General features: G+C 70.0%; 18 protein-coding genes, 1 tRNA gene and 2 pseudogenes. 9 read left to right on the top strand and 12 right to left on the bottom strand.

Features of this window, described 5'->3' with window-relative positions; translation table 11 throughout:
• Window positions 1–95 precede the first annotated feature (95 nt).
• Window positions 96–605: a Mu transposase C-terminal domain-containing protein gene (locus ACZ60Q_RS10900; RefSeq protein WP_469631526.1), complete on the bottom strand. Its 510-nt coding sequence runs from the start codon at window positions 603–605 to the stop codon at window positions 96–98.
• A 445-nt stretch (window positions 606–1,050) separates the two neighbouring features.
• Window positions 1,051–1,791, bottom strand: coding sequence for a rhomboid-like protein (locus tag ACZ60Q_RS10895; protein ID WP_469631524.1), 741 nt, complete (start codon window positions 1,789–1,791; stop codon window positions 1,051–1,053).
• A 302-nt stretch (window positions 1,792–2,093) separates the two neighbouring features.
• Here ACZ60Q_RS10895 and ACZ60Q_RS10890 point away from each other — a divergent pair, with 302 nt between their 5' ends.
• Window positions 2,094–5,384, top strand: a complete 3,291-nt coding sequence (locus ACZ60Q_RS10890; RefSeq protein WP_469631521.1) for a S8 family peptidase — start codon at window positions 2,094–2,096, stop codon at window positions 5,382–5,384.
• Window positions 5,385–5,558: 174 nt separating this feature from the next.
• On the opposite strand, the gene ACZ60Q_RS10885 is transcribed toward ACZ60Q_RS10890, so the two are convergent.
• Both ACZ60Q_RS10885 and ACZ60Q_RS10880 read right to left on the bottom strand, forming a co-directional pair.
• A tRNA-Pro gene (locus ACZ60Q_RS10885) sits at window positions 5,559–5,632 on the bottom strand.
• A 48-nt stretch (window positions 5,633–5,680) separates the two neighbouring features.
• Window positions 5,681–8,335, bottom strand: coding sequence for an ATP-binding protein (locus ACZ60Q_RS10880; protein WP_469631518.1), 2,655 nt, complete (start codon window positions 8,333–8,335; stop codon window positions 5,681–5,683).
• 110 nt (window positions 8,336–8,445) lie between these two features.
• Between ACZ60Q_RS10880 and ACZ60Q_RS10875 the strand changes: the two genes are divergently transcribed.
• Together ACZ60Q_RS10875 and ACZ60Q_RS10870 are read left to right on the top strand one after the other, a co-directional pair.
• The gene (locus ACZ60Q_RS10875) at window positions 8,446–8,925 is read left to right on the top strand and encodes a DUF309 domain-containing protein (protein WP_469631515.1); all 480 of its coding nucleotides are present in this window, start codon (window positions 8,446–8,448) and stop codon (window positions 8,923–8,925) included.
• Between the two features lie 87 nt (window positions 8,926–9,012).
• A complete protein-coding gene (locus ACZ60Q_RS10870) occupies window positions 9,013–9,507 on the top strand; it encodes a hypothetical protein (protein WP_469631513.1) in 495 nt (164 codons plus the stop codon).
• Between the two features lie 42 nt (window positions 9,508–9,549).
• Here ACZ60Q_RS10870 and ACZ60Q_RS10865 read toward each other — a convergent pair.
• The 6 genes and pseudogenes from ACZ60Q_RS10865 to ACZ60Q_RS10840 all read right to left on the bottom strand — a co-directional run.
• A pseudogene (locus ACZ60Q_RS10865) lies at window positions 9,550–9,735 on the bottom strand (sulfite exporter TauE/SafE family protein); the annotation flags it as partial.
• 134 nt (window positions 9,736–9,869) lie between these two features.
• Window positions 9,870–10,502 (bottom strand): LutC/YkgG family protein, encoded by a 633-nt coding sequence (locus ACZ60Q_RS10860; protein WP_469631510.1) that lies wholly within the window; start codon window positions 10,500–10,502, stop codon window positions 9,870–9,872.
• Entirely contained in the window at window positions 10,499–12,052 is a 1,554-nt protein-coding gene (locus tag ACZ60Q_RS10855; protein ID WP_469631508.1) for a lactate utilization protein B, read from the bottom strand. Before ACZ60Q_RS10855 ends, ACZ60Q_RS10860 begins: the two co-directional genes overlap by 4 nt.
• Window positions 12,049–12,816 carry a (Fe-S)-binding protein gene (locus ACZ60Q_RS10850; protein WP_469631505.1) on the bottom strand — a complete coding sequence of 256 codons (768 nt, stop codon included), beginning with the start codon at window positions 12,814–12,816 and terminating at the stop codon, window positions 12,049–12,051. The genes ACZ60Q_RS10855 and ACZ60Q_RS10850 overlap by 4 nt, the downstream gene beginning before the upstream one ends.
• 184 nt (window positions 12,817–13,000) lie before the next feature.
• Window positions 13,001–13,732 (bottom strand): FadR/GntR family transcriptional regulator, encoded by a 732-nt coding sequence (locus ACZ60Q_RS10845; protein WP_469631504.1) that lies wholly within the window; start codon window positions 13,730–13,732, stop codon window positions 13,001–13,003.
• A gap of 268 nt (window positions 13,733–14,000) precedes the next feature.
• Window positions 14,001–14,288 carry a DUF3040 domain-containing protein gene (locus ACZ60Q_RS10840; protein WP_469631501.1) on the bottom strand — a complete coding sequence of 96 codons (288 nt, stop codon included), beginning with the start codon at window positions 14,286–14,288 and terminating at the stop codon, window positions 14,001–14,003.
• Between the two features lie 314 nt (window positions 14,289–14,602).
• Here ACZ60Q_RS10840 and ACZ60Q_RS10835 point away from each other — a divergent pair, with 314 nt between their 5' ends.
• The 3 genes from ACZ60Q_RS10835 (at window position 14,603) to ACZ60Q_RS10825 (ending at window position 17,221) form a co-directional block, all read left to right on the top strand.
• Window positions 14,603–15,556 (top strand): HAMP domain-containing sensor histidine kinase, encoded by a 954-nt coding sequence (locus tag ACZ60Q_RS10835; RefSeq protein WP_469631498.1) that lies wholly within the window; start codon window positions 14,603–14,605, stop codon window positions 15,554–15,556.
• Between the two features lie 2 nt (window positions 15,557–15,558).
• Window positions 15,559–16,251, top strand: coding sequence for a response regulator (locus ACZ60Q_RS10830; RefSeq protein WP_469631495.1), 693 nt, complete (start codon window positions 15,559–15,561; stop codon window positions 16,249–16,251).
• 73 nt (window positions 16,252–16,324) lie between these two features.
• Entirely contained in the window at window positions 16,325–17,221 is an 897-nt protein-coding gene (locus ACZ60Q_RS10825; RefSeq protein WP_469632715.1) for a DUF2510 domain-containing protein, read from the top strand.
• 7 nt (window positions 17,222–17,228) lie between these two features.
• On the opposite strand, the pseudogene ACZ60Q_RS10820 reads toward ACZ60Q_RS10825, so the two are convergent.
• Window positions 17,229–17,666: pseudogene (locus tag ACZ60Q_RS10820) on the bottom strand (alpha/beta fold hydrolase); the annotation flags it as partial.
• A gap of 64 nt (window positions 17,667–17,730) precedes the next feature.
• Here ACZ60Q_RS10820 and ACZ60Q_RS10815 point away from each other — a divergent pair.
• The 3 genes from ACZ60Q_RS10815 to ACZ60Q_RS10805 all read left to right on the top strand — a co-directional run bounded on the left by ACZ60Q_RS10815 (window position 17,731) and on the right by ACZ60Q_RS10805 (window position 24,057).
• Window positions 17,731–18,447: a DUF899 domain-containing protein gene (locus tag ACZ60Q_RS10815; protein ID WP_469631493.1), complete on the top strand. Its 717-nt coding sequence runs from the start codon at window positions 17,731–17,733 to the stop codon at window positions 18,445–18,447.
• A gap of 894 nt (window positions 18,448–19,341) precedes the next feature.
• A complete protein-coding gene (locus ACZ60Q_RS10810; protein ID WP_469631489.1) occupies window positions 19,342–19,674 on the top strand; it encodes a CU044_2847 family protein in 333 nt (110 codons plus the stop codon).
• Window positions 19,675–19,689: 15 nt separating this feature from the next.
• Window positions 19,690–24,057, top strand: a complete 4,368-nt coding sequence (locus ACZ60Q_RS10805) for an nSTAND1 domain-containing NTPase (protein ID WP_469631486.1) — start codon at window positions 19,690–19,692, stop codon at window positions 24,055–24,057.
• Between the two features lie 422 nt (window positions 24,058–24,479).
• Here ACZ60Q_RS10805 and ACZ60Q_RS10800 read toward each other — a convergent pair whose 3' ends face one another.
• Complete coding sequence (locus ACZ60Q_RS10800; RefSeq protein WP_469631484.1) at window positions 24,480–24,791, bottom strand: NIPSNAP family protein; 312 nt, start codon at window positions 24,789–24,791, stop codon at window positions 24,480–24,482.
• Window positions 24,792–24,801 lie beyond the last annotated feature (10 nt).

The raw sequence follows: 24,801 nt of genomic DNA, 5'->3' as shown, positions 1-24,801 counted from the left end.
GCGCAGCCTGCTCAGCCGGGTTGGGTCGCGGCAGACCTACGATTCTTGTCCGTCGCCTCTGGTGCGTCGGATGCGCACGGTGCCAGCGTCCAGGTTCACCTGGTAAGGCGGATCCTCTGCCGGTCTGACGTTCTTGCGCACGCCGCGATGGCGCCCTCGTCGGTGTTGTCCGATCCCCGCGCGGCCAGCAGTGACCTCGCATGGTGCCAGGTGAAGTCGGCGAACGGGGCTGAGACCGTGCCCAGCCGGGTCCACGGGACAGTGACCCAGCCTCCGGCGCGGGTGTCGCGTATCCAGACGTGAGAGAGGTCGTCAAGGTCGTGATGAACCTCCCAGAGATTGCGCTTCACGTCGCCCCCGGACGGCTGGCGCCGATAGGGGCCCAACTCCCGGCATTCGTAGGTGCGGTAATCGAGGGTGATCCCGTAGTCGTTGATCTTCCGCCACTCCACCGGCAGCAGCTCGATGTAGTCGTCCCCACTCAGGCAGATGGGCAGATGCCCCGAGCGGGAGACCAGCAGCGCGTAGACGTCGTTCGGCGACAACGCCCGGCCGGGCAGGAACGGACTGCGCAACCCGTCATGGGGCCGGTTCTGCCAGCGCACATTACCCATTCCTGGAAGAGGTCGGCGAGTTCCACGATGCTCCAGACGGCTTCGACGTCCTGGCCGCGACGAGTGACATGGGACCCGACGTAACCGGCGACGTGCTGGCAGAACAAGGTGTTGATCGAGGAAAGGTGCGCGCGACCACAATCTTGTCGGTTGGGGTGGCCGGCCGCGCGGGCTGGACCGAGCCCCCCAACGACCGGCAGGCCTCGAAGGTGTCGGAGATGAAGACCCTCCCGCGGTCGACGGCGATCGTGTCCGGGACGATCACCGGCTTGGCCGCGGCATGCTCCAGCCGGGCATCGATACTCATCAGGCGGGCGGGATCAACGAAGCCGACATACGCGACGCGTCCGCCCAGCCGGGCCGCATCGGCTCAACCCCGCCGGAGAACGGGCCGGACAGACCGAAGGACGGGACGCTCCGCACCAGTCGGCGGGCTTCAGGTCGGCCCGTGGCAGTTCCGCGTGGCGCTGTCGGCGGACCTTCGGCGGCGGATGGACCGGAGCCCCCGACGGTAGGTGTCCGCCGGGTTCCAGGTGGACCCCCGGTGCCGGGTGAGGGGGTAACAGGCCAGACCGATGAGGACGGAAGTGAAGTGACCGAGGTCCGTGAAGGTGCGCCCCACGATCAGGGGGACGGTGTAGACGACCAGGACACCCGCCAGATATCCGTACCGCCAGGGCGGCGCGATGTGGTAGGTCAGCACGGCGACGACCCCGGCGAGCGCGTAGCTGACGCCGACATCCAGAGTGTTCACCGACGACTCCGGGGCGAGGCCGTGCCGGATCGCCCACAGCAGCGCGCCCTCACTCGCGAGCGTGGCCAGCACATGGGCCGCCACGACGACGGCCAGCCACCGGAGGGTGCCGAGCCAGCGCTCGGCCGGTGCGTGGAAAAGGCTGTACAGGGCCGCGTAGGGGAGCCAGCTACCGCCGTCGATCCACAGGGCGCTGGAGATCAGCACCCGCACCGGGTTATCGGACAGTTCGTGGATGTTCGTCGAACGCTGCCGCAAGAACTCGGTCTCGAACTCCGGCGACATCTGGTGCATCAGGACCGTGGTCACGAACAGCAGCACCAGCCAACCGTAGGTGCCAGGGGCGCCTCGCACATAGGCGCCGACGGCCCGGAAGCCGCGGCGCACAGTGGTGGCCACCACTGTCCGGGAAAAAATTCGCATGAGTCGATTCACACACGCCACATCCGCGAACACCGTGATTGAGGGGCGCACGTCCTTGCAGGAACGATGCCTCTCGATGGTTCCAGAACCGTGCACACCTGGGAACAGACCGGACAGGGCGCGGCCATGGGGAGGCGCGGGCGCTGTGGCGGGGACCCGTCCGCACTGGTCGTATCTATCTGAAGCGTCCGTCCCGAACAGGAATCTGACAGGGATCTGACAGGAGCACCATCGTCTCGGAGGCAACAGCCGCGCCCCCGCCTCCCTCCTCCTATGGGACAGGAAGCACCGGAAGAGGAGACATGTTGCATCGCTCAGTCAGAAGAACCGGCGCCGTCGCCCTCGCCACGGCCGTCGCCATGGCGCTCGGCTCCGGGTTCGGCACGCCGGTCTCCGCGGCCCACGAGGCGGACCGGTCCCCGCAGCAGCAGGGCGAGCGGGGGAAGCAGAAGCGCGTCACACTGATCACCGGGGACACGGTGACGGTCGACGCGACAGGCAGCCGAGTGCTCGGGATCGAGCGCGCCGAGGGGCGCGAGCGCGTCTCCTTCCAGATCGGCCGGGCCGGAGGCCGTACGACTGTCGTCCCGCTCGACGCCCACCGGCTCATCGCCGAGGGCCGCCTCGACGCAAGGCTGTTCGACCTCACCGAACTCAGCCGCCCGGAGTACCGCAAGCGCTCCGGACCCCATCTGATCGTCCGCTACCGGGGCGAGGCCGCCGGCGCCGCCAGAGCCGAGCTGGGCCGGGCCGGTGACGCCGGCCGGACCCTCGCAAGGCTCGACGCCCAGGCCCTGAGGGCGCCGGGACCCGAGGACGCGGCGAAGGTGTGGGAAGCCCTCACCGACCGGTCCGGGGGACACCGCACCACCGCCGCCGGAATCGAGAAGGTATGGCTCGACGGGGTTCTCAAGACCACACTGGAGAGCAGCACCGCACAGATCGGCGCACCGCAAGCATGGTCGGCCGGGTACGACGGCAAGGGCGTGAAGATCGCCGTACTGGATACCGGGGTGGACCAGAGCCACCCCGATCTCGCTTCCCAGGAGATCGCCGAGAAGAACTTCTCCGACGCCCCCGACGCCGTGGACCGCTTCGGCCACGGCACGCATGTCGCGTCCACAGCGGCCGGCACGGGAGCGCACTCGGGGGGCCGGTACAAGGGCGTCGCTCCCGGTGCGAAGATCATCGACGCCAAGGTCATAGGCGACGACGGGGGCGGCAGCGAGTCCCACGCCATCGCGGGCATGGAATGGGCCGTCACCCAGGGCGCCGATGTGGTCAGCATGAGCATCGGCTGGCCCGACTCGCCAGGGATCGGCCCCTTGGAGGAGACCGTCAACCGGCTGTCGGCACAGACGGGCACCCTTTTCACCGTCGCGGCGGGCAACTTCGGCACGTACGGCGCGGAGACCGTCCAGACACCCGGCAGCGCGCAGGCCGCGCTGACCGTCGGCAACGTGGACCGGCAGGACGCGCTCCACGAAACCTCCAGCCGCGGCCCCCGGATCGGCGACGGCGGGATCAAACCCGATATCACCGCCCCCGGCGTGGACATCACCGCCGCCGTTCCCGGAAACCAGTACACGGCCCAGACCGGTACCTCCATGTCCACCCCCCATGTCGCCGGAGCCGCAGCCCTGCTCAAACAGCGCCACCCCGACTGGAAGGGCGACCGGCTCAAGGCCGCACTGACCGGGTCGGCCAAGCCCGGCCCGTACACCGCCTTCGAACAGGGCTCGGGCCGTATCGACATGGCCAGAGCACTGGAGCAGACGGTCACCACCGACACGCCCTCGCTCTCGTACGGCATCCAGCGGTGGCCACACACCGACGACAAGCCCCTGACAAGGACCATCACCTACCGCAACGACGCCGCCGCCCCCGTCACCCTTGATCTCACGGTCACCGCGGCCGGCCCCGACGGCAAGCCCGCGCCCACAGGCCTCTTCTCCGTCTCCGTGCCGAAGCTGACCGTCCCGGCGGGCGGCACCGCCTCCGCCGAGGTCACCGCCGACACCCGCGAGGGGACCCTCGACGGCGCCTACAGTGCCGCGCTCACCGCGACCGGCGGCGGCCAGAACGTACGAACCCCCGCGGCCGTGGACCGCGAAGTCGAGTCCTACGACCTGACCGTGCGCCATCTCGACCGGGACGGGAAGCCGACCCCCAACTACCGGACCAGCGTCGAAGGCGTCAGCGGACCCGCCAAGGGCCGCTCCTACCACCGGGTCGACCCGAGCGGCAGCTACACCGCCCGAGTACCCAAGGGCGGGTACATCCTCAGCAGCACCATCTACGCCGACCCCGCCGACAGCTCCCTCGGCAACGACCTGATCACCCAGCCGCGACTCGACGTCACCGGCGACACCACCGTCACCCTTGACGCGCGCACCACCAAGCCGGTCCGGCTGACCGTCCCCGACCCCGCGGCCAAAAGCACCTCCGCCATGATCCAGTTCACCGTCCGGGACGGCCAGGTGAACTATCCCGGCGGGGTCGCGTTCCCCTCGTTTGCCGGAGTGCGCACCGCCCACCTCGGCCCGGAACTCACCACCGGCACCGTCTCCCAGCGGTTCGGCGGATCCTGGACCGCCGGCACGGGCACGGGCACCGGCACCGAGTACCACCTCGCCTACGCGACCGGGGGAACCGCATTCCCCACCGGCTACACCCGGCACGCCAAGGCCGTCGAACTCGCCACACTCGCCCTCGGGCTCGGCTCGTCGGGAACCAGCACCGAGGGACAACTCACCACCAGCGCCCGCGTCGACGGCCACGACCTGAGCCTCATGTCCACAGTGCCACTGCCCGCGAAACGGAACATCCTGGTCAACGCCGCCGATGCCGAATGGGCTCTGCGCCTTGAGCAGTGGGGCGGCGAGGGCGGCAGATGGGGCCTTGACTACTCCACCGGTCCGCTGCGCCTTCAACCGGGCAAGCGCCACCCCCGGGACATCGGCGTCGGAGTCCACGGACCCGCGCTCGGCGCCGGTGACGGCCTCTTCCGCACCGGCGACACGATCAGCGGCTGTCTGCCGCTCCTCGCCGACGGAGCCGGTCACCGCACCACCCCGGAACACCGACAGGCCACCACCACGCTCCACCGCGACGGCATCGAAACCGCCTCCCGCCCGCAGCCTCTGTGCGACACGGCCTTCACCGTCCCCGCGGGCAGGGCCGACTACCGGCTGAGCACCTCCCTGACCCACGACACCACGGCGACCGTCTCCACCAAGGTCACCGCGGACTGGACCTTCTCCTCCCGCAGCACCCGGAGCCGTACCGCCCTGCCGGTCTCCGCCGTCCGGTTCACCCCGGCACTCGCCCTCGACTCGACGGCGAAGGCCGGTGACATGATGAAGATCCCCGTAGCCGTCACCGGCACGGCGGCAGGCTCCGCGCTCGCCTCCCTGACCGTGTACGCCAGCGACGACAACGGCGCCACCTGGACGAGAACCCCCGTCGCCAAGGGCGCTGTCAGCGTTACCAACCCGCCCGCGGGCCAGGGCGTCTCGCTCAAGGCCAAGGTCATCGACCAGCAAGGCAACACCCTGACCCAGACCATCCACAACGCCTACCGGACCCGGTAGGCCCTCACGGCCGCAGGAGATCCCTGCCCGGAGCGCTCCACGCCCAGGGGTCGCTCCGGGCACCGCCCTCCGGGAGACGTCGCTTCACCGTCTGGTCCCCAACTGGCCCCCAGGAACGACGGAAAGGCGGTACCGGATTTCTCCGATACCGCCTACGACCTGCGAAAACACAAGTCGGGACGACAGGATTTGAACCTGCGACCCCTTGACCCCCAGTCAAGTGCGCTACCAAGCTGCGCCACGTCCCGCTGCGTTCCCCCGGTTGCCCCGGGTGACCGCGCAGGACAAACATTACCTCACTCCGAGGACCGAATCGACGCCCGTGCCTGTTGGGCGCGGGCTGCCAGCCCCTCGGCTCCGCAGGCCATCGCCTGCTTCTGCGCGCGGGCGAGTTCCCGGTGCGAACCGATCGCGATGCCGTAGTCGACCCGGGCGAGGGCGTGCTCGTAGGCGGAGGGGGACTTCTCCAGGTGTCCCACCGCCTCGGCGAGCAGCTGCGCGGACCGCTCCGGGGGTGCGAAGAGGGCGACGCAGCGCAACGCCTCGCCCATGGCGGTGGGCGTGCCGAACCTCTCGGCGTGCACGCGGTTCCGGGCTGCGAGATGGGCCGCGCGGGCCGGGTCGTCCTCGGCCAGGGCCCGCGCCAGGTCGGCGGCCCAGGGAGCCCAGATGCCGTTGAAGCGTTCACGTGACTCCAGAGCGGTCCCCGCCGCTTCGAGCTCGGCGATCGCGTCCTCCTTGCGGCCCTCCGCCAGGAACAGGCGGCCCCGCATGCACGGCGCGTCGGGCAGGACCATGGCGCTGGGGTAGGGCGGGCCGAAGTCGTAGCGGTCGGCGATGCGGCGGGCCTCCTCGGTGCGTCCGCGCGCCAGCAGGGTGTCGATGAGCAGGCAGGCCGCGTCCCAGTGCACGGGGAGTCCGGAACCGACGCGGTCCGCGAGGCGGAGCCCTTCACGAAGGAAGCCCTCGGCCTCGGCGAGGCGGCCGCGACGGCGGTGGACCATGCCGAGCAGGGTGTGCGCGAACGCCAGGTGGGCCCCGCTCCAGCCGGAGATCTCGAAGGCCCGGACCGCTTCGCCGAAGAGGCTCTCGGCCCGGTCCAGCTGGTCGACGAAGGTGTAGGCGATGCCGACCATGGTGGGGAGCTCGAAGCCCCACTCGGAGTCGGTCCAGCCGAGGCCCCGGGCGGGACTGCCGTCGATCAGGGCGCGTTCGCACAGGTCCACGATGAGCTGGGCGTTCTCACCACGCACCATGGCGTCGAAGGCCCGGAGCGTGAGAAGCGCCCGCTCCGAGTTGTCCCAGCCCTTGAGGTGGTCGGCGTTACGGGTGAGCCGCCGCGAGCGGGCCGGTCCGTCGTCCTCCGTGGCCTGCATGCCCTCCCACATGAAGTGCGCGGCCTGCAGGCGCATCAGCCCGGGGCCGGGCGCGGTGCGCGCCGCCTCGGCGGCCAGCGAGAGCGCCGCGTCCTTGAGCTGGTTGTTGTGGGCGAGCGCGGCTGCGAGCCGGAAAGTGGCGTCGACCCGCAGCCCGTCGTCGAGACCCGGCATGTCCAGGGCGGCGCGCAGGTGCTGGACCGTGGTCGGCGGGGAGCTCAGCAGCGTCGCGCAGCCCAGCTCGTACAGCAGGACGGCCCGGTCCTTGGGGCGCGGCGGTTCCTCGATGGCCCGTTCCAGACAGCGTCGGGCCGCTTCGGGCGCACCGACGGCGAGGTGCTGGCCGGCGGCTTCCCGTAGTTGCGCGACCAGTTCCTGGTCGTCGTCCGGGTGGACCTCCAGCAGATGCCGGGAGGCCGCGGCGGCGCCGAGGCCGGCCCGGGTGATCGCCCAGGCGGCGCGCCCGTGCATGGCGGTGCGGGTGGCCGACGGGATCGAGCGGTAGACCGCCGTCGCGATCAGCGGGTGGACGAACTCCAGTGGGTCGAAGCCGGTGACGATACGGGCGTCGCGCAGCCGGGCCGTGCAGTCGGCGGCCTCCGCCGAGCTCATTCCCGCGAGTGTGGCGGCCAGTTCCTGAGAGATGTCGGTACCCAGCACCGCGGCGGCCCAGGCGAACCGGTTGGCATTCGTGCCGAGCCGCTCCAGGCGGGCGACGAGCCCGCTGCCCCTGGCGGACGCGCCGAGCTCGCGCAGTTCGCCCGCGGATTCCTCCACCGGAGGCAGTTCGCGGTCCTGGACCTTGGCGACCAGCTCGACCGCCTCGTACGGATTGCCTCCGGTGACGGCCCACACCTCGCGGCAGAACGGGTCGTCGGCATGGTCACCCAGGCCCGCGCGGACCAGTACGGCGGTGGCGTCCGGGGTCAGCGCCCGCAGGGCGACCCTGGTCACCGTGCTCTGGTTGCCGAAGCCGCGCTCGGCCTCGCGGTCGGCGATGTAGTTGGCGTCGCGCTCGGCCAGCTCCTGCGGGCGGTGGGCCTGCACCACCAGGACCGGCAGTTCACCGAGGCGGGCGGTGAACGAGGCCAGCCAGGCCAGGGACTCACCGTCCGCCCAGTGCGCGTCGTCCACGATGAGCAGGAGCGGCTGGTGGCTGAGCCGGGACGCGAGCCTGCCGACGACGAAGTCCAGGCCGTCGCGCACACCCTGCGGGTCGGGTTGCAGGCCTCCTGGCTCGGCGAGGCCCAGGGCCGGGGCGGTCGTCTCGTACCAGTCGCCGAACAGGGCGCGGGTCTCGTCGGGCGGGAACCGGTCGAGTGCGGGATGCAGCAACTGCCGTACGACGTGGAACGGTACGGAGGTGACGGTCTCACCTCCCCGGGCGGACCAGATCGTGCAACGGTCGGCGGCCATCCTCCGGATCTCCGCGAGCAGTGCGGTCTTGCCGATCCCCGCCTCCCCGCTGAATACCAGGAGTCCGCCGACGGCCTGCGCACCGCACAGGGCGTCCACCGCCTCGGCGGCGGCGGCGAGTTCCGGTTCACGCTCGTACAACGGTTGGGACGGCTTCATGCCCACCCTTCCCACAGAGGCAGTCTTCTCGACGGTCGAGCCTAGTCGTGCGCGGGTGCTCGTCGACAGGGTTCGCACGATTCTCCGCAGGTGCGGGGCACAATCGAGTAGTGAACGAGACGCGCAGAGACCGTGATGCCGAGGGCCGGGCGCGCAACGCGCGCCCCCGTGACGGACTGGGACGCCCCCTGCCGTACGGGACACCCGGCGTCGAACGACAGCCGGAGGGGGTCGTCCGCGCGCCCGCGGAGACGCTCCGGGAGGCGCAGCGACTGCTGGACGCGGGAATGCCGTTCCACGCGCACGAGGTCTTCGAGGACGCCTGGAAGTCGGGTCCGGAGGACGAGCGCGAGCTCTGGCGGGGGCTCGCCCAGCTCGCGGTGGGGCTGACCCATTCCGCGCGGGGCAACACCGCGGGCGGGGCGCGACTGCTGCGCCGGGGCGCGGAAGCCCTCGCCCCGTTCGCCGGATCCGGGCCGCACGGGATCGCGGTCACCGCGCTGTCCGACTGGGCTCGGCAGCTGGCGGACCGGGTGGGGGCAGGCCCGACGGTCGACGCAGCCGCCGAGGCGCCCCGCCTGCGGGGGTAGCCCTACGGCCGGGGCTGAGGCGGGGGCAGAAGCGGAAGAACCGGGTCCGCGGGTCCCGGCTCCGTACAGCTACTACGATCCGGCTCCATGAGCACTTCTGACCAGGACCAGCACCGGGACCAGAGCGAGGACGGGCCGAACGTCGATCAGTCCGACCGGGACCGGGATGACCGGGGCGCCGACTCCCCGATAGCCGACGCCGCCTCGGAGACGGAAGCGGCCACAACGACAGCGACAGACGGAATCAGTGTTCCCGGTGGTGAGGAACGTGGGGACAGTCAGGACGGCCAGGACCATCGGGACGGTCGGGACGGTCGGGACGGGAAAAGACTCAGCCCGCGCCAGGCCCGACGGCTGCGGATCGTGCTCTCCTCGGTGGGCATGGCGGCGATGGCCCTTGTGCTCGGGCTGCGCATCGCGAGCCGGTCATCGGTACTCGTCGTCGGCGTCTACGGACTCGCGCTCATCCTGTGCGGCGTGGTGATCGAGCTGAGCAGGAACGGCCGCACCCGGCTGGCCAGCTGGCTGCTGGGGACGGGGCTGCTGGCCGCCGTGGGGGCGGACTGGCTGCTGCTTCCCTGAGGAGGCGGCCCGGCAGCCCGGCGGCCCGGCGGCCCGGCACCATCAGATCAGCAGCAGTTGAAGTCCGCCGATCGCCGTCGCACCGATGACGATCCGGTCGAAGACCTTCTGATTGATCCGGTCGACGCACGCCCGGCCCAGGTAGGCGCCGGGCAGGACAAACAGCAGCAGGGAGCGGGCGTCGATCAGGCCCAGGCCCACGCTGAACGGCACCTTGGACACGTTCACGTTCGGCGGTGCTGCGGTGCTGCGGTGCTGCGGTGACGATGGATCACGGGCCGGCGGACACCGCCGCCCAAACCGGTCGTCCGGATCAGACCGGGCCGGGGAGCCCAGCATGATCCGAACGAGAGGCCCCAGTGCTATGCGTCCGTGCGGATCACCACCACCAGCGTCCGGGGCCCGTGCACGCCCTCCACCCGCTCCAGTTCGATGTCGGACGTGGCGGACGGGCCGCTGATCAGCGTCGTCGGCCGTTCGGGCACCAGACGCGCCACCGCCTCGGGCACGCCGGCCTCGATGGTGGAGAGGTCCACCACACAGAGGTGCAGATCAGGGACGAGGGAGAGCGCCCGGCGACCCTGGCCGGGCGAACTGTCCAGGAAGATCGTGCCGGTCTCGGCGCAGCCGGCGGCCGACGCCGTCACCACCGCGTCCAGGGTCTCGAGTTGTGCGGGCAGGACACCGCCGTCGTCCTGCCGCACCTCACCCTCGTACCGGTCGAGCCAGTGCGCTTCCAGCCCAGCCGGTACGCCGATGCGGCGAACGCCGTGCTCCCGCAGGACGTCGCCGACGACCTCGGCGGTGCGATCGGCCGTACAGGGGTGCACCCGCGCCTTGTAGTCGAGGAGCCGGTCGGTGAACAGGGCGAGGCGCTCCTCGTCGGGCAGGACACGTCCGGTGCGGTAGTCGCGCGGGACGACGACGGCGGGTGCCGGGGCCAGCGCGAGGGCGTCGCGGATCCGGCCCAGCACCGTGTCGCGGGCACTGTTCATGTCGCGTCCTTCTCGTCGTGCTCGCCGCCGGGGGCCGCGGCGTCGTGTTCGGCGGCCGCGGCCCGCAGGGCGGCCGTGCCCTCGTCGGAGGCGAACCAGGAGCGGAAGGTCTCCCGGGGCGGGGCCGCGGTGTCACGGCTGTCGCTCCAGCCGCTCAGCGGTGGCGGCAGCCGCGAGATCGTCCCGTCGCGTCCCGCGATGACGCGGCCAAGGGCGGACGCCTTCTGCGCGGTGGTGTACAGGGCGGGGCGGCGCATCACGGCGGCGGCCGCCCTCATCGCCAGCTTCTCCGGTGTGACGCCGCTCTGTTCGGTGTGCTGATGGCGCAACTCAACCAGCAGCGAGGGGATGTCGATCTTGACCGGACAGGCGTCGAAGCAGGCCCCGCAGAGGCTGGAGGCGTACGGCAGGGAGCTGTTGGGGTCATCCTTCGCCGCGTGCATTCCGGCCAGCTGCGGAGTGAGGACGGCGCCGATGGGGCCGGGGTAGGTCGACCCGTAGGCGTGGCCCCCGGTCCGCTCGTACACCGGACAGACGTTGAGGCAGGCGGAGCAGCGGATGCAGTTGAGGGCCGAGCGTCCGATGGCGTCGGCGAGGGCGGCGGTGCGGCCGTTGTCGAGGAGGACCAGGTGGAAGTCGCTCGGACCGTCACCGGGCGTCACTCCGGTCCACAGCGACGTGTAGGGGTTCATGCGCTCCCCCGTCGAGGAGCGGGGCAGGAGCTGGAGGAAGACCTCCAGGTCCTGGTAGCGCGGAATCACCTTCTCGATGCCCATCACGGTGATGAGCGTCTCGGGCAGGGTCAGGCACATGCGTCCGTTGCCCTCGGACTCGACGACGGCGAGCGTGCCGGTCTCAGCGACACCGAAGTTGGCACCGGAGACGGCGACCTTCGTCGAGAGGAACTTCTCGCGGAGGTAGCGGCGGGCGGCGGCGGCGAGGTGGGCGGGGGTGTTGTCCAGCTCCGGGTCGACGCCGGGGATCCGGTCGAGGAAGATCTGCCGGATCTCGTCCCGGTTGCGGTGGATGGCGGGCACCAGGATATGTGAGGGCCTGTCGTGGGCGAGCTGCACGATGAGTTCGGCGAGGTCGGTCTCGTACGGGGTGATGCCGACGGACTCCAGGTGCTCGTTGAGTCCGGTCTCCTGGGTGGCCATCGACTTGACCTTGATGACCTCGTCGCTTCCCGCGGCCCTCACGAGCCGGGCGACGACCTCGTTGGCCTCGGTGGCGTCGCGCGCCCAGTGCACGGTGCCGCCGCGCTCGGTGACCTTGCGCTCCAGTTGTTCGAGCAGTTCGGGCAGCCGGTTCAGGGCGTCGGTCTTGATGGCGGAGCCCGCGTCCCGCAGGGCCTCCCAGTCGGGCAGTTCGCCGGTGACGTTCAGGCGTTTGGCCCGGATGGTGCCGGTGGCGCGGCCGAGGTTGCGGCGGAGTTGGTCGTTGCCCAGTTCGTCGTGGGCGGCGCGAGGGAAGGCCTTGTCGCCGCGGAGGTTGCCGGTGCCGTACGGGGAGCGCGGCGGCGGGGCGGGCATGCCGAGGAACGTGCTCATACGGTGACCTCCGTCAGGACGTCGGGCGTGGCGCGGGTCGCGGCGAGGATCCGGGCGAGGTGCAGGGTGCGGGTCCCGGACCGGATCCGGGAGAGCCCGCCGCCGATGTGCATCAGGCAGGAGGAGTCCCCGGCGGTGCAGACCTCCGCCCCGGTGGCCGTGATACTTGCCGTCTTGTCGTGGAGCATCGCGGTGGAGGTCTCGGCGTTCTTGAGTGCGAAGGTGCCGCCGAATCCGCAGCAGGAGTCGGCCCCCGGCAGCTCGACGAGGTCGATCTCCTCTACCGCGCGCAGGAGCCGGAGCGGTTTGTCGCCGACCCGGAGCATCCGCAGCGAGTGGCAGGTGGGGTGGTACGTCACCCGGTGCGGAAAGTACGCGCCGACCCTGGTGACGTCAAGAACGTCCACGAGGAGTTCGGAGAGCTCGTACGTCTTCGCGGCGACGGCGTCCACTCCGGCGCGGAGCGCGGCGTCCCCGTAGCGGTCGGCGACGATCCGGTGCTGATGCCGGACGGCACCGGCGCACGAGCCCGACGGCATCACGACCGCCTCGATCGAGGCGTCGCCGAACCCGTCCACGAAGTCGCGTACCAGGGGCACGGGTTCGCGTTGGTAGCCGGTGTTGATGTGCATCTGCCCGCAGCATGTCTGGCCCGGTGGGAACACCACTTCGTGGCCCAGGCGCGTGAGCAGGATCGCGGTGGCCTTCACCGCGTCGGGGAAGAGCGTGTCTCCCAGACAGGTGGCGAAGAGTCCGATGCGCATGGAGCCTCCTCGGTCGGGTTCTTCGCGGCGGGCCGGGGCCGTCGCGTTCACTATGAGGTTTCTATGGTCGGACCATACTAGGCGTAGGCCATTGAAGGGAAAGTCCGAAGGTGCGCGTCGTGCGACGCGCCACGCCCGGCGTTGCGTGCCGCACGGAGGCCTGACCGGGCGCCCGTTCGGACGCCTACGGCACGATGGGGCCCTCCACCAGCGTCCCGTGCAGCCCCCGGATATGCCGCTCCACCAGGTCCGCGGCTTCTCCGCCCCGCCCTTCCCGTACGAGCGCCAGAAGGGCCACGTGCTCGGCGTTGAGGGCGCGAGCAGTGGTCGGCCAGTCCTCGGCGGCCTCCAGGGCGCGCAGGATCAACGGCCGCACGGACTCGCGTACGGCGGAGGTGAGCGTGGACGTCAGGGCGTTGCCGGAGCTGCGGGCGATGAGCACATGGAAGCGGGTGTCCAGATCGTTGAATCCGCTCACTTCGATGCCCGGCTCCGCCATGCCCGCCACCAGCTTCTCCGCCTCGTCGAGGTCCTCGGGCGGTCCGTGGCGGGCGGCGGCCTCGAAGCTGGACCGCTCCAGGACCACCCGGGCCTCCAGAACGTCCTGGAGGCTGTAACTTCCGAGGGCGAAGTGAAGACGGAGCAGTCGGCCCAGGGCGTCGTCCGGGTTGCGCACGATGCGGGCCCCGGCATCGGGTCCCCGGCCGGGCTGGGCCACCAGGACGCCGATGGTCTCCAGCACTCGGAGCGCCTCGCGCAGGGCGGAGCGGCTGACGCCGAGCACCGGAGCCAGTTCCCGTTCGGGCGGCAGCCGGTCACCGGCGCGGAGCTCTCCGGCGAAGACCCGTTCCTCAATGCTACGGAGCACGAGCTCATGGGTGCGGGACTGCCGCACGGGCTGCCATTCGACGGGCATCCGCCACTCCCTGCCTCGGCCGGATCAGGGCATGCAGCCTATGTCACACCGGGCATGTGGTCGGACCTCAGAGTGTTGACCGACCTCGGAGCGTGCGGTCCGGCCGCACGGACATCACTCCTCCCCTGCCTCCCCTGCCTCTCCTGCGTACGCGCGAAGGCCCCGCCCGGCGGTACGGACGAGGCCTCGACGCCTGCCGGAAGGGGGCGGCGGCGGGCAGTGCATACGGGCACTGCATACGGGCACTGCCAGGAGGACGGGGTGCGGGTCAACGGGTGCTGGGGATGTCCCGACCGTGCAGGCGTCCGCGCTGCGGGTCGAAGAGCTGGGCCGCCGCTCCGGACACGACCAGGCCGGCGGCGATCAGGAGACCGTGGCCCATGGCGATGCCGGTGCCCAGTGCGGCGAGCCCGACAGCGAGCCACAGCCAGGCGTTGCGGCGGCGGTACTCGCGCGGGGTGCGCGGGGTACCGCCGGACATCGCCTCGGCGAACCCGGGATCGTCGTGACGCAGCCGCTCCTCCAGATCACGCAGCCGCTTGTCGTACGTGGGCATGGTGTCTCCCTCCCGGCACGGAAATCCTCTCGGCTCCTGAACGGCCCGACCCCCGCGGTGCGGCAGGCGGCACGGAGCAGGGGCCCTGGGGCCCTGGGGCCCTGGCCTCATGGTCGCCGGGGGAAGCCTCCGCAGACCATCGGGGACAGCACCCATATCCGCGGGTGCGCACCATGCAGACCGGGCGCGCGGGGGTGTCGGAGAGGCGGGTCCGGGCGGCGGCGGCCGTCCTCCCGCACAGCGGCGATAGTGGAGGCTGTCACCGCGGCTGTCAGCGCGTCCGCACCACCGCCCTCCGAAGGAGCCGTTCGATCTTGTCCCTGTTCTGGCGGATCTTCCTGCTCAACGCCGCCGTGCTGGTAGCGGCCGGCGCCCTGCTGCTGCTCGGGCCGATCACCATCTCCACCCCGGTCCTGCTGACCGAGGCCATGATCCTGACCGGCGGCATCGCCTTCATGCTCGCGGCCAACGCCGCCCTGCTCCGGCTCGGTCTCTTCCCGCTCCAGCGGGTCACTCGCGCGATGACGACCACCGATCTGCTGCGTCCGAGCCCCCGCCCCGAGGTCGCGGGGCATGGTGAGATCGCCGCGCTGATCGAGACGTTCAACACGATGCTGGACCGGCTGGAGGCCGAGCGGGCCACCAGCAGCGCCCGCGCGCTCTCCGCGCAGGAGGCCGAGCGCCGCCGCGTGGCGCAGGAACTGCACGACGAGGTCGGGCAGACGCTGACCGCGGTTCTGCTGGAACTGAAGCGGGTCGCCGACCACGCCCCGAAGCCGCTGCGCGGGGAGCTGCGCCAGGTCCAGGAGATCACCCGGGGGTCGCTCGACGAGATCCGCCGGATCGCGCGCCGGCTGCGGCCCGGGGTGCTGGAGGAACTGGGCCTGGTGAGCGCGCTGACGGCGCTGATCAACGAGACCCCGACGCCGGACGGGCTGACGATCCGCCGCCGGATGGGAAAGGATCTGCCCGAGTTGGGCGCCGAGGCCGAACTGGTCGTCTACCGGATCGCGCAGGAAGCACTCACCAACACGGTCCGGCACGCCCGCGCCACCCGGATCGAACTCTCGCTGGGGCGCGGCCCCGGCGGAGTGGAACTGCGCGTCCGCGACGACGGCCGCGGCCTCGGGGACGCCCCGGAGGGGGCCGGCCTGCGCGGTATGCGCGAACGCGCTCTGCTGATCGGCGCCGAGGTCTTCCTCGGTCCCGGACCGCAGGGCGGCACCGAAGTACGTCTCGATGTGCCCGTCCCGAACGGAAGCAAGTGACCATGCCCACCTCGCCGTCCATCGTCACGCCCTTCAGGGGCGCGACCGCTCCGACGCGCATCCTGCTGGCGGACGACCACGCCCTCGTGCGTCGCGGCGTCCGGCTGATCCTCGACGGCGAACCGGACCTGACGGTCGTCGCCGAGGCGGGCGACGGCGCCGAGGCCATCGAGATGGCCCGTGCCGAACGGCCCGACCTGGTCATCCTGGACATCGCTATGCCCCGCCTGACCGGCCTCCAGGCGGCGCGCGAGCTGTCCCGGGTCATGCCCGGACTGCGCATCCTGATGCTCACGATGTACGACAACGAGCAGTACTTCTTCGAGGCGTTGAAGGCAGGGGCGGCAGGTTACGTCCTCAAGTCGGTCGCGGACCGGGACCTGGTGGAGGCCTGCCGGGCGGCGATGCGCGACGAGCCGTTCCTCTACCCGGGCGCGGTGACCGCGCTCATCCGCAACTTCCTCGACCGGGCCAGGGACGGCGAGGACCTGCCGGCGCGAGCCATCACGGAGCGCGAGGAGGAGATCCTCAAGCTGGTCGCCGAGGGCCACTCGTCCAAGGAGATCGCCGAGCTGCTCGTCATCAGCGTCAAGACCGTGGAGCGGCACCGCGCCAACCTGCTCCAGAAGCTCGGCCTGCGCGACCGCCTGGAACTCACCCGCTACGCGATCCGCGCCGGGCTGATCGAACCCTGACCCCACGCGATCGGGGGCGCGGGCAGTTCATGTGATTCTCACCCGGTCCGCATAGGGTGCCCCCGTGACCCAGATGACCCCGCCCGGCTGGCATCCAGACCCCGGGTACTCAGGCAATGGCCCCGCTCAGGAACGCTGGTGGGACGGAGCGCAGTGGACCGGCCATGTCCGCGCGTCGCCCGGCGCGGCGCGCCGCCGCGGGATCCGCGTCGGCGTCGGTGTGACGGTGGGCGCGGTGGTGCTCGCCGCCATCGGGGGCGGCGTGTATCTGCTGGGCGAGGACGGCGCCGGCCGGCCGGACACGGCGGCCTCCTCGCCGTCCGCCGTCCCTGATCCGCCGGGCGCTCCGGACGGAGAAGAGAAGGACGGCGAAGAGGGCGGCGAGGGGAACGGCGACCGTCAGGGTCCCGGTGACCAGCTCCCGCCGACCGAGCCGGGTTTCGCCACGGACCTGGCCGCCGGGGTCAGTCTTCCGGTGCCCAAGGGGTGGAAGGGAACGTCCGGGGCGGTCGGCGCCGGACTGACGACGGGTGAGCACGCGTGCCCCGGCGACACTGCCGAGACCTGCGTGCGCGGCGGAGTGTTCTCCGCTCCGGCGGCTGCCATGAAGCTCACCGCGGGGACGCCTGAGGAGGCGGCCAAGAAGGACATCACCCTCAACGCCCAGGAGTCCTACGGCGGTAAGAGCTACGGAAAGATCTCCTCGCACGAGGAGCTGAAGTCCGAGGCGGTCACGGTGGCAGGCGGCAAGGGCTATGTCGTGCGCTGGAAGGTGGTGACGGAGAAGGGCGACGACGGCTACGTGGAATCGCTGGTGTTCCCCTCCCCGGCCTCCAAGGACATGCTCGTCGTGGTCCGGTCGGGATTCGACGTCAACAAGGACGCGCCGAAGCTGTCCGTCCTCGACGAGATCACCCGTGGGATCAAGGCCGCGGCCGGCGCCGGCGGCGGTGTCGGCGGAACCGTCTGAACGGCCGCGCCCAGCGGGTGAGTGCCCGGCGGGGGCCGGATCGGAGACGGTCCGGCCCCCGCCGTTCAACTGTCGGGTCCTCCTCGTCGTCAGCCCGTGGCCGTTGCCGGGTCGCTGCCTCCGGCGGCCCCTGTTTCCGCGGTGACGCCCCGCCCAGGATGGCCGCACTTTCGCCGGCGTCCGGCACGAAGGCCGTCAGATAGACCAGATGTCCCGCTCCGCGCACTCCGGTGATCACCGACCCGCCGTAGGAGTGGCCGAGCACGAGCGGAGGCTCCGCCAGTGAGTCGACAACGGCCTGGACCGCCGAGGTGTCGGCGGACAGCGAGCCCCGGTGGAGCTCGGGGACGACGACCTCGATTCCCGCGGTCCGCAAGGGTTCCGCCACCCTGCCGAAGTGCTCGGGACGGTGGTACAGGCCATGAACGAGCACTACGGCAGACAGAGCGCCCGCCTCCTCACGTAACGTTCCGGCCGGTGGAAATGTACGACGACAGCGAGGACCGAAAATGAACAGTCCGGCGATTGTGTCGAGAGAAGAATGGTTGGCGGCCCGGAAGGAACTCCTGGCACGTGAGAAGCAGTTCGACCGGGATCGGGACGCGCTCAGCGCACGGCGCCGGGCCCTGCCGATGGTCGAGGTCACCGAACCCTACGTCTTCGACGGCCCGGACGGCACGGCAAGCCTCGTCGACCTGTTCGACGGCCGCAGTCAGCTCATCGTCTACCACTTCATGCTGGCACCCGACTGGGAGGCCGGCTGTACCGGGTGTTCGCTCCTCGCCGACAACATCGGCCACCTGGCGCACCTGCACGCGGCCCGGACATCGTTCGCCGCGGTCTCGCGCGCGCCTCTCGCGAACATCACGAAGTTCCGTGAACGCATGGAGTGGACCTTCCCCTGGTTCTCCTCCCACGGGACGTCGTTCAACTACGATTTCCACGTCACCATGGATGAATCCGTGAGGCCCGTTCTCTTCAACTTCCGCACGGAGGATGAACTGAGGGAGGCCGGAATCGGATCCTGGGCCCTGAGCGGCGAGCAGCATGGCTTGAGCGTCTTCCTCCGCGAGGACGACCGCGTGTTTCACACCTACTCCACGTACTCGCGTGGCACCGATCTCCTCAACGGCACCTTCAACTACCTGGACCTGACCCCCCTCGGCCGCCAGGAGGAGGCCGGGACCATGGACTGGGTCCGCCATCACGACGACTACGGCGGCTAGTACCGCAACGGTCTCTGCCCTGATGTTCGGACAGGTTCGGGTGCTGTGTGCCACGTCGTCGGTCATGACCGGTGCGGGCTCGGTGCCGGCGTCGACGGCACCGCCGGTGGGACCAGTGGGGAAAGAAGTGCCTTGTGAACCGCGATAATGAGAGTTCTCCAGGCTCACATCGGGCACGATCAGCAAGGCACCTCCGCAGTGAGATTGTTCACCACCCCGGCGCGGGTGTTCGCCGCTTCCGGCGAGCCGAATCTCATCCAAGGGTGCTGCCTCCCTGCTGCGTGAAACCCTGGCCACAGTGCGGGCCATGGGCATCACCGCCATGGTCATCGTCCGCGCGGACTCCGCCACCACCCCTTCAACGTCCCGGCCCGCATCGCCCGGCCCGGCACCACGCGTGGTGCCGGGCCTTCCCCAACGCTGTCGCTGCGCAGACGACTTCACTGCCCTGTGGACAGCCACCGGCCAGCGGACGCAGACCCGACCCGCCGAACCCCCACCGCCCACCCACGACCTGGACGACGTCGGAGAACCCACCACCGGAACGGCCGTCCGGAAGACCGCCCTGCCCGAAACCGGAAATCCACCCACAACCCATCACACCGGGTGATCAGAGATCACGCGGTGGATCGAGGTTCGGGTTGGTGGGGCAGGGTGTCCCGCCACACCGGCCACACCGGCCGCATACGACTCGGGTGGGGCTTCACCACGTTCACATGTCATGAGTGAGCAACTGGAACGCGAAGCGGGATTATGGCGACGATTTCCACCGGCGAACCGTGCGCGGGATTCGTTACACTCTCCAGCTTCCGAGCTCTGGAGGACGCAGTGAGTGAACGCCCTGTCCACACGGTTGAGGTGCCCCTCCGTGACGGTGGCGAAGAGACCATACGGGTGCAGATCCGTGAGGTGGACGAATCTTTGGTACGGGTGGGGCGCGGCGGCCGTTCCGTGACGCGGGCCCAGAGATCGTTCGGCGAGATGCTGGACACCGTACGGCCCGTCGCGGAGAGCTTCGTCGGACGGTTCCGGGGGCTGGCCAACGCGCCTGATGAGATCACCCTGGAGTTCGGGGTGTCGCTGTCGGCCGAGGCCGATGTGGTCATCGCGAGCTCCGCCACTGCGGCGAACTTTTCTGTGACCCTCACATGGAACAGGAAAGACGATCCTGAGACAACGGTCAATAATTCGTGCGAAGTTGAACCGTTGGGGATTGTCGGGCCGTGATGAAGCGGAGGCCATGTGACAGGGGTGGAGCCGGAGCCGCAGGAGCCTGATGAGGCGCTGGTCTCGTCGGTTGTCCGGATCAAGGGACAGAGCGGTGAGCCCGTGGGAACGGGTTTCCTCCTGGCACCGGATGTGGTGCTGACATGCGCGCATGTGGTGGCGTACGCCTCGGGGGAGGAATGCAGCACGGCAAAAGTGGCTGCCGGGACCACGGTCACGCTGGACCTGCCGCTGGACGCGAACCTGGCGGGACGTTCTTGGACCGCCGAGGTCGAGTACTGCGTCGAGGAAAAGGACGACCGCACCGGGGATGTCGCGGTCCTGCGTGTACGGGGCGCCATACCGGGCGGCCGTCCGCTGGCCCTGGCCGAGCCCGCGACCGCCTGGGACAAGAGAGTCGGCATCGTCGGATTCACGGGGCCACGGCCGGGTGGATCCTGGTATTGGGGAGTCCTCGGCGGCCCGACGGAGGAGGGCTGGCGACAGCTCTCCCGGACCGATGAGACCAGGCCCTACATCGAGGAAGGCTTCAGTGGCAGCCCGGTCTGGGATTCCCACGGCCGCGCGGTCGTGGGCCTCGTCGCGGTAACCCAGCGGGGTGCCAACGAGGCCCAGCAGACGTTCGTGATCCGCGCGAGCACGGTGCTGAGGCTTATCCCCGAACTCGAGAAGACCGTGGAACCGCCGTCGCCCTTCCGTAGCCTGAGGGCCTTTCAAGAATCCGACGTGGACGTCTACTTCGGCCGTGAACGCGAAAAGACGAAGGTGACGAGAGCCCTGTTGGGCGGGCGTCCCAGTGTCACCCTGTTCGGGCCGTCGGGCTCGGGCAAGTCGTCGCTGGCGCTGGCCGGTGTGGTGCCCAGAATGCGCGAGGAAGGGTACGACGTCCTGGTGGTGGATGCCGGGCCGGTCTCTTCGCCGCTGGCCGCGCTCGCCACCGAGCTGTACGCGGCATACAGCACGGGACGGCACGGGGCGCGGAACGCCGGTGACGTACAGCAGTGGCTCACGGGGCTGGGGCTCGTGGACACCCTCCATCGCCTGCGTGGGAAGTCGGGCGGCAAACTCCTCGTCGTACTCGACCAGGCCGAAGCCCTGCTCGCAGGCAAGGACGCCGAGGTCGCCCAGGTGGTTGATGCGCTCTTCCCGGAGAACCGTCCGGTCGGCGCGCCCAGCGTCCTCGTTACACTCCGGGCCGACCTCGTCGACGCCGCCCTCAGACACCCGAGTCTCGGTCCCGCGCTGCAGCGCGGAGACACCCTGCCGCTGACTCCGATGTCCCGCAAGCAGCTCACGGATGTGATCACCAAACCGCTGCGTGACCTCCCGGGCGTCGCCATGACCTACGAACCAGGGCTCGTCGAACGGATCCTGGATGACGCCGGCAGCGAAGCGGGGGCCCTCCCGCTCCTCGGTTTCGTCCTGGAAAAGCTGTGGAACGGCAAGGAGGGCGGTCGGCTCCGGACGGCGACGTACGAGGAGGCTGGTGGTGTCTCCGGCGCGCTGGCAGGCCATGCCACGCAGGCCTGGGACGAGTGCGTCACGGACGAGGAGAAACAGAAGGACGGCGAGGCGAGTCGGCTACTCACCGGGCTGGTCCGAGTACTGCCCGGCAGCCCTGATCCGCTGCGCCGCAGGCTCACCCGGCAGGAGGCGGGCGACAAGCGATGGGACATCGCCATCCGGCTCGCCGGCTCCGAGCGACGACTGCTCGTCGTCCACGGCGGACAGGGAGAGCCGGAGTCCGTCGAACTGGCCCATGAGGCGCTGGTCACCGAATGGCCGGCCCTGCGGGAGCAGGTGCGATCCGACAGCGAGTTCCTGGCGGCTCGGTGGGAACTCACCCATGAGCGTGAGCGGTGGGCCGACGGGGACAAGGCGGCAGGGCTGTTACCCGGAGGGCTCCAACTCGCGGGCCTGGAACGCCATGTGAAAGACCGGGAACACGAACTCAACACCGACGAGAAGGACTTCCTCGAACTCACCCGGCAGCGCCACCGCGCGAGACGGAACCGGCTACGCGCCGCGTGGATCGCGACCGCCGTGGTACTCGCGGTGATCGCCGGGCTCGGTACGTTCCTCGTCTACCAGGGGCAGGTCAGCGAACAGCGGGACGCGGAGGCACGCTCCCGGGCCATGGCCGTCCTCGCGGGCCAGCTGGACAGGAGTGATCCGGGACAGGCCGCACTCGTCGCCGTGGCGGCTTACAAGATCGCGCCGACGAAGGAGGCTCGCAACGCCGTGCTGCGCGGATACGACCAGTTCAAGCGAGCCGACTGGGTACTCAGCGGCACCGAGGGGAAGATCGTCGATACGGCGATGAGCACCGACGGCACGGTGACGCTGGCGACGACCCAGCTCGGGCGCGCGTCACTATTCGTCCGCAGAGCCGGGAAGAGCGTCATGAGTACGCGGCTTCGTCTCCATGAGATGGCCTTCCGCCCCATGGTCAGCAGGGACGGGCGGCGTATCGCCTATACGTCGGGAGCGGGCGCGCTGGTATGGCACGACCTAGATCCGGAGGCGGACAGTACGGCGGAACTGCTGGGGCCGGCACACACGATCCGTAACGGTGAGTTCATGGACAGGGCTGAGGAACAGGGGTACAGAAGCGATCAGTTCCACACCGCGGACTTCTCACCGGACGCCCGGCGGGTGGTCACGGTGGCCGGCGACGGACGCCTGCGGCTGTGGGATCTGCGGACGGGACGGCATGAGGGACTTCCCTCCGGGCTGCCCGCGTTCGAGGCCGTGTGGTTCGGCTCCGACGGCGAGACGCTCGTGGCCCAGCGGCGCAAAGCCGACAAGTACGTGTTCGTGGCGGTGAACACCGGCACCGGCGGGATCCGCGAGCTGACGACCGGCACAGGCACCTTCAGTCCCGCCCTCGACTTCTACAGCGCCCCCGCAGCCAGCGTATCGGGCGACGGTGGGGTCCTGGCCTGGTGCCGGATGGAACCTGTCAAGGACGGCTTCTCCGACAACGCTGTGTACCGTTTCGTACGCGTGCGTGACGGACGGGTACTGAACCGCTATACCAGCGATTCGTACAGCTGCGACGGCGTCTCCATGAACGAGACGGGGCAGCGTTTCGCGGTCTACGGCAGCGAGTGGGTGCTCGGTGACAATCAACAAGGCGGGGGAGAGAAGAAGGCGCTGGGGCCGAAGCCGGCGAATTTCGGCAACCGGCTTCTCGGGGACGCAGCCCATCCCGTGGTCACCACCTGGGACGACACGACAGTAAGGGGACTTTCCGTACAACCAAGCGGCGCTGGGTACAACATGGTCGCCAGCAACCCGGCGCTGATCGACGAAGGCCGTATCCAGGTGGCCCAAGTGACCCGGGCCAGGGGCTTCTCCGGCCTCTCCGCTGAGAAGCTCGTGCTCTACGACGTGGTAACCGACGAGGTGACGAACGAGGTGAGGCGGCCCACAGCGGACGCGCCTGAGGACCCCAGTCCCAGCGAGGTACTGGCGGTGAACGAGGCCGAGACCCTGGTAGCCGACGTGGTGGGACGCAACAGGATCTTCGTCCGAAGTCTTCCGTCCCTGCGCAAGGTTGCGGAGATCACCACGCTCGGGCCCCCTGTCAGTAAGGACGGGAAGCCGGAGCCGCTGTCGCTCTTCTTCGCGAGAGAGAACGAACTCGTTACGCGGTCCGGCAGCCGGATCGAGCGATGGAACGCCAGGGAGGGCCTACGGCTCTCAGAACCGGTGGACGCGCGTGACCTCGGGCTCGCCAAGGAGAGCCCACCCCTGTACACCTCGGACGCGAAGCCCGTTGACTCCGGCTTCGCGGTGAACAGGCGCCCCGAGCCGGGATACGTACAGATCATGGTCCGGGGTTACCCGACCATGCACGCCATCGATCTGCGCACGGGCAAGGAGGACAAGGCTCTGCATGTCAGCCTCGCGCCGGACAACGACCGCGCGTTTCTCGACAGCAGTGGGCGGTATGCGGCCGCGAAGACGAAGGGGGCCATGCTGGAGCTGTGGTCGGTGCGGCCGGGGCAGGAGGCTCACAGAGTGGTGGGGCCGCTAGGGCCACTGGGAGCGAACGACGTGTCCTGGGGGGAAGGGTTCCAGTTCGGCTTCACCGGGCACGGGACCGAGTTCTTCGTGGCCAACGGAAACTCCGTGCGTTTCCAGCGGGCGGACGACCCCAGCCACTTCGACTCCTACGACTTCGCGGAGGACCAGCATTTCGTCGCCGCGAGCAGGGACGGCAAGGCGTTGGTCCGGGTCGTCGACGGCAGCGGGGACCTGATCCGCCTCGATCCCGGCCTGTGGAGACGCCACCTGTGCGATGTCGTCGACCGTGACCTCTCCCAGGACGAACGCCGTGGCATGCCCGGCGGACTCCCGGACCGGATCTGCACCTGAACACGGGCAACCGATGGGCACTCGAAGGGGGTCGCGCGACCTGGCCCAAGCCCTACCGTTGAAGAGCACGGCGGGCCGCACGGGGCCAACCAGCCTGACGCCCACGCCACCTCAGGCCCGTACGGACGTGATCGGGCGGCGAGCGGGTGCTCGAAGGGGTCCCAAGTTCGGCACGTGGGTCGTCAGGCGCCGTTGCCGGGGTCCTGCCGCCGGAGGTGAGATTCGAGTGCTTTCTGGGCGCCGAGGAGCGTGTTCCGATCGTGCTGCCCGGCGCGGGCCAGGACGTTCCGCTGGGGGTACGTCGCGCACCTGGTGCTCGATCGCGATGTCCAGGCGCTCGCACGGCGTTCCCGGGCGAAGGGCCTCGACTTCGACGGCCCGTGCGGGTCCAGGCCCTGGCTCACGTACTCCTCCCGGAAGGGCTAGGACAGGCCGTCGAGCGGCCGGAGGAAGCGGCGTTCGTACCGCTTGATGCAGCGGGTGTCACGGGCCAGCTGAAACGCTTCCTGGCATTCCGGGTCGGACATGCTGTCCGTGCGGTACTGCTCGTACGCGGCCAGGCCGGGAAAGGAGAAGAGGGCGTAGGCGATGTCGCTGTCGCCCTCACTCGGCAGGAAGTAGCCGTGGTGCGTTCCGCCGAAGCGGTTGACGAGCCGGACCCACCGGCGACCGTACTCCTCGAAGTCCTCGAGTTTGTCCGCGTCGATCTCGTACCTCAGGTGAATGGTGATCATGCCTGCATGA

The organism is Streptomyces sp. NPDC104313 (assembly GCF_055583985.1).
Note: the sequence above shows the minus strand (reverse complement) of the source record. Positions and strands in the feature narration are given on the sequence as shown.

What these genes read in the sequence shown, in the direction of transcription:
- ACZ60Q_RS10895 (WP_469631524.1), bottom strand. Translation starts at nt 1,791, where the DNA reads ATGCGAATTTTTTCCCGGACAGTGGTGGCCACCACTGTGCGCCGCGGC.
- ACZ60Q_RS10890 (WP_469631521.1), top strand. Translation starts at nt 2,094, where the DNA reads ATGTTGCATCGCTCAGTCAGAAGAACCGGCGCCGTCGCCCTCGCCACG.
- ACZ60Q_RS10880 (WP_469631518.1), bottom strand. Translation starts at nt 8,335, where the DNA reads ATGAAGCCGTCCCAACCGTTGTACGAGCGTGAACCGGAACTCGCCGCC.
- ACZ60Q_RS10870 (WP_469631513.1), top strand. Translation starts at nt 9,013, where the DNA reads ATGAGCACTTCTGACCAGGACCAGCACCGGGACCAGAGCGAGGACGGG.
- ACZ60Q_RS10860 (WP_469631510.1), bottom strand. Translation starts at nt 10,502, where the DNA reads ATGAACAGTGCCCGCGACACGGTGCTGGGCCGGATCCGCGACGCCCTC.
- ACZ60Q_RS10855 (WP_469631508.1), bottom strand. Translation starts at nt 12,052, where the DNA reads ATGAGCACGTTCCTCGGCATGCCCGCCCCGCCGCCGCGCTCCCCGTAC.
- ACZ60Q_RS10850 (WP_469631505.1), bottom strand. Translation starts at nt 12,816, where the DNA reads ATGCGCATCGGACTCTTCGCCACCTGTCTGGGAGACACGCTCTTCCCC.
- ACZ60Q_RS10845 (WP_469631504.1), bottom strand. Translation starts at nt 13,732, where the DNA reads ATGCCCGTCGAATGGCAGCCCGTGCGGCAGTCCCGCACCCATGAGCTC.
- ACZ60Q_RS10840 (WP_469631501.1), bottom strand. Translation starts at nt 14,288, where the DNA reads ATGCCCACGTACGACAAGCGGCTGCGTGATCTGGAGGAGCGGCTGCGT.
- ACZ60Q_RS10830 (WP_469631495.1), top strand. Translation starts at nt 15,559, where the DNA reads ATGCCCACCTCGCCGTCCATCGTCACGCCCTTCAGGGGCGCGACCGCT.
- ACZ60Q_RS10825 (WP_469632715.1), top strand. Translation starts at nt 16,325, where the DNA reads ATGACCCCGCCCGGCTGGCATCCAGACCCCGGGTACTCAGGCAATGGC.
- ACZ60Q_RS10815 (WP_469631493.1), top strand. Translation starts at nt 17,731, where the DNA reads ATGAACAGTCCGGCGATTGTGTCGAGAGAAGAATGGTTGGCGGCCCGG.
- ACZ60Q_RS10800 (WP_469631484.1), bottom strand. Translation starts at nt 24,791, where the DNA reads ATGATCACCATTCACCTGAGGTACGAGATCGACGCGGACAAACTCGAG.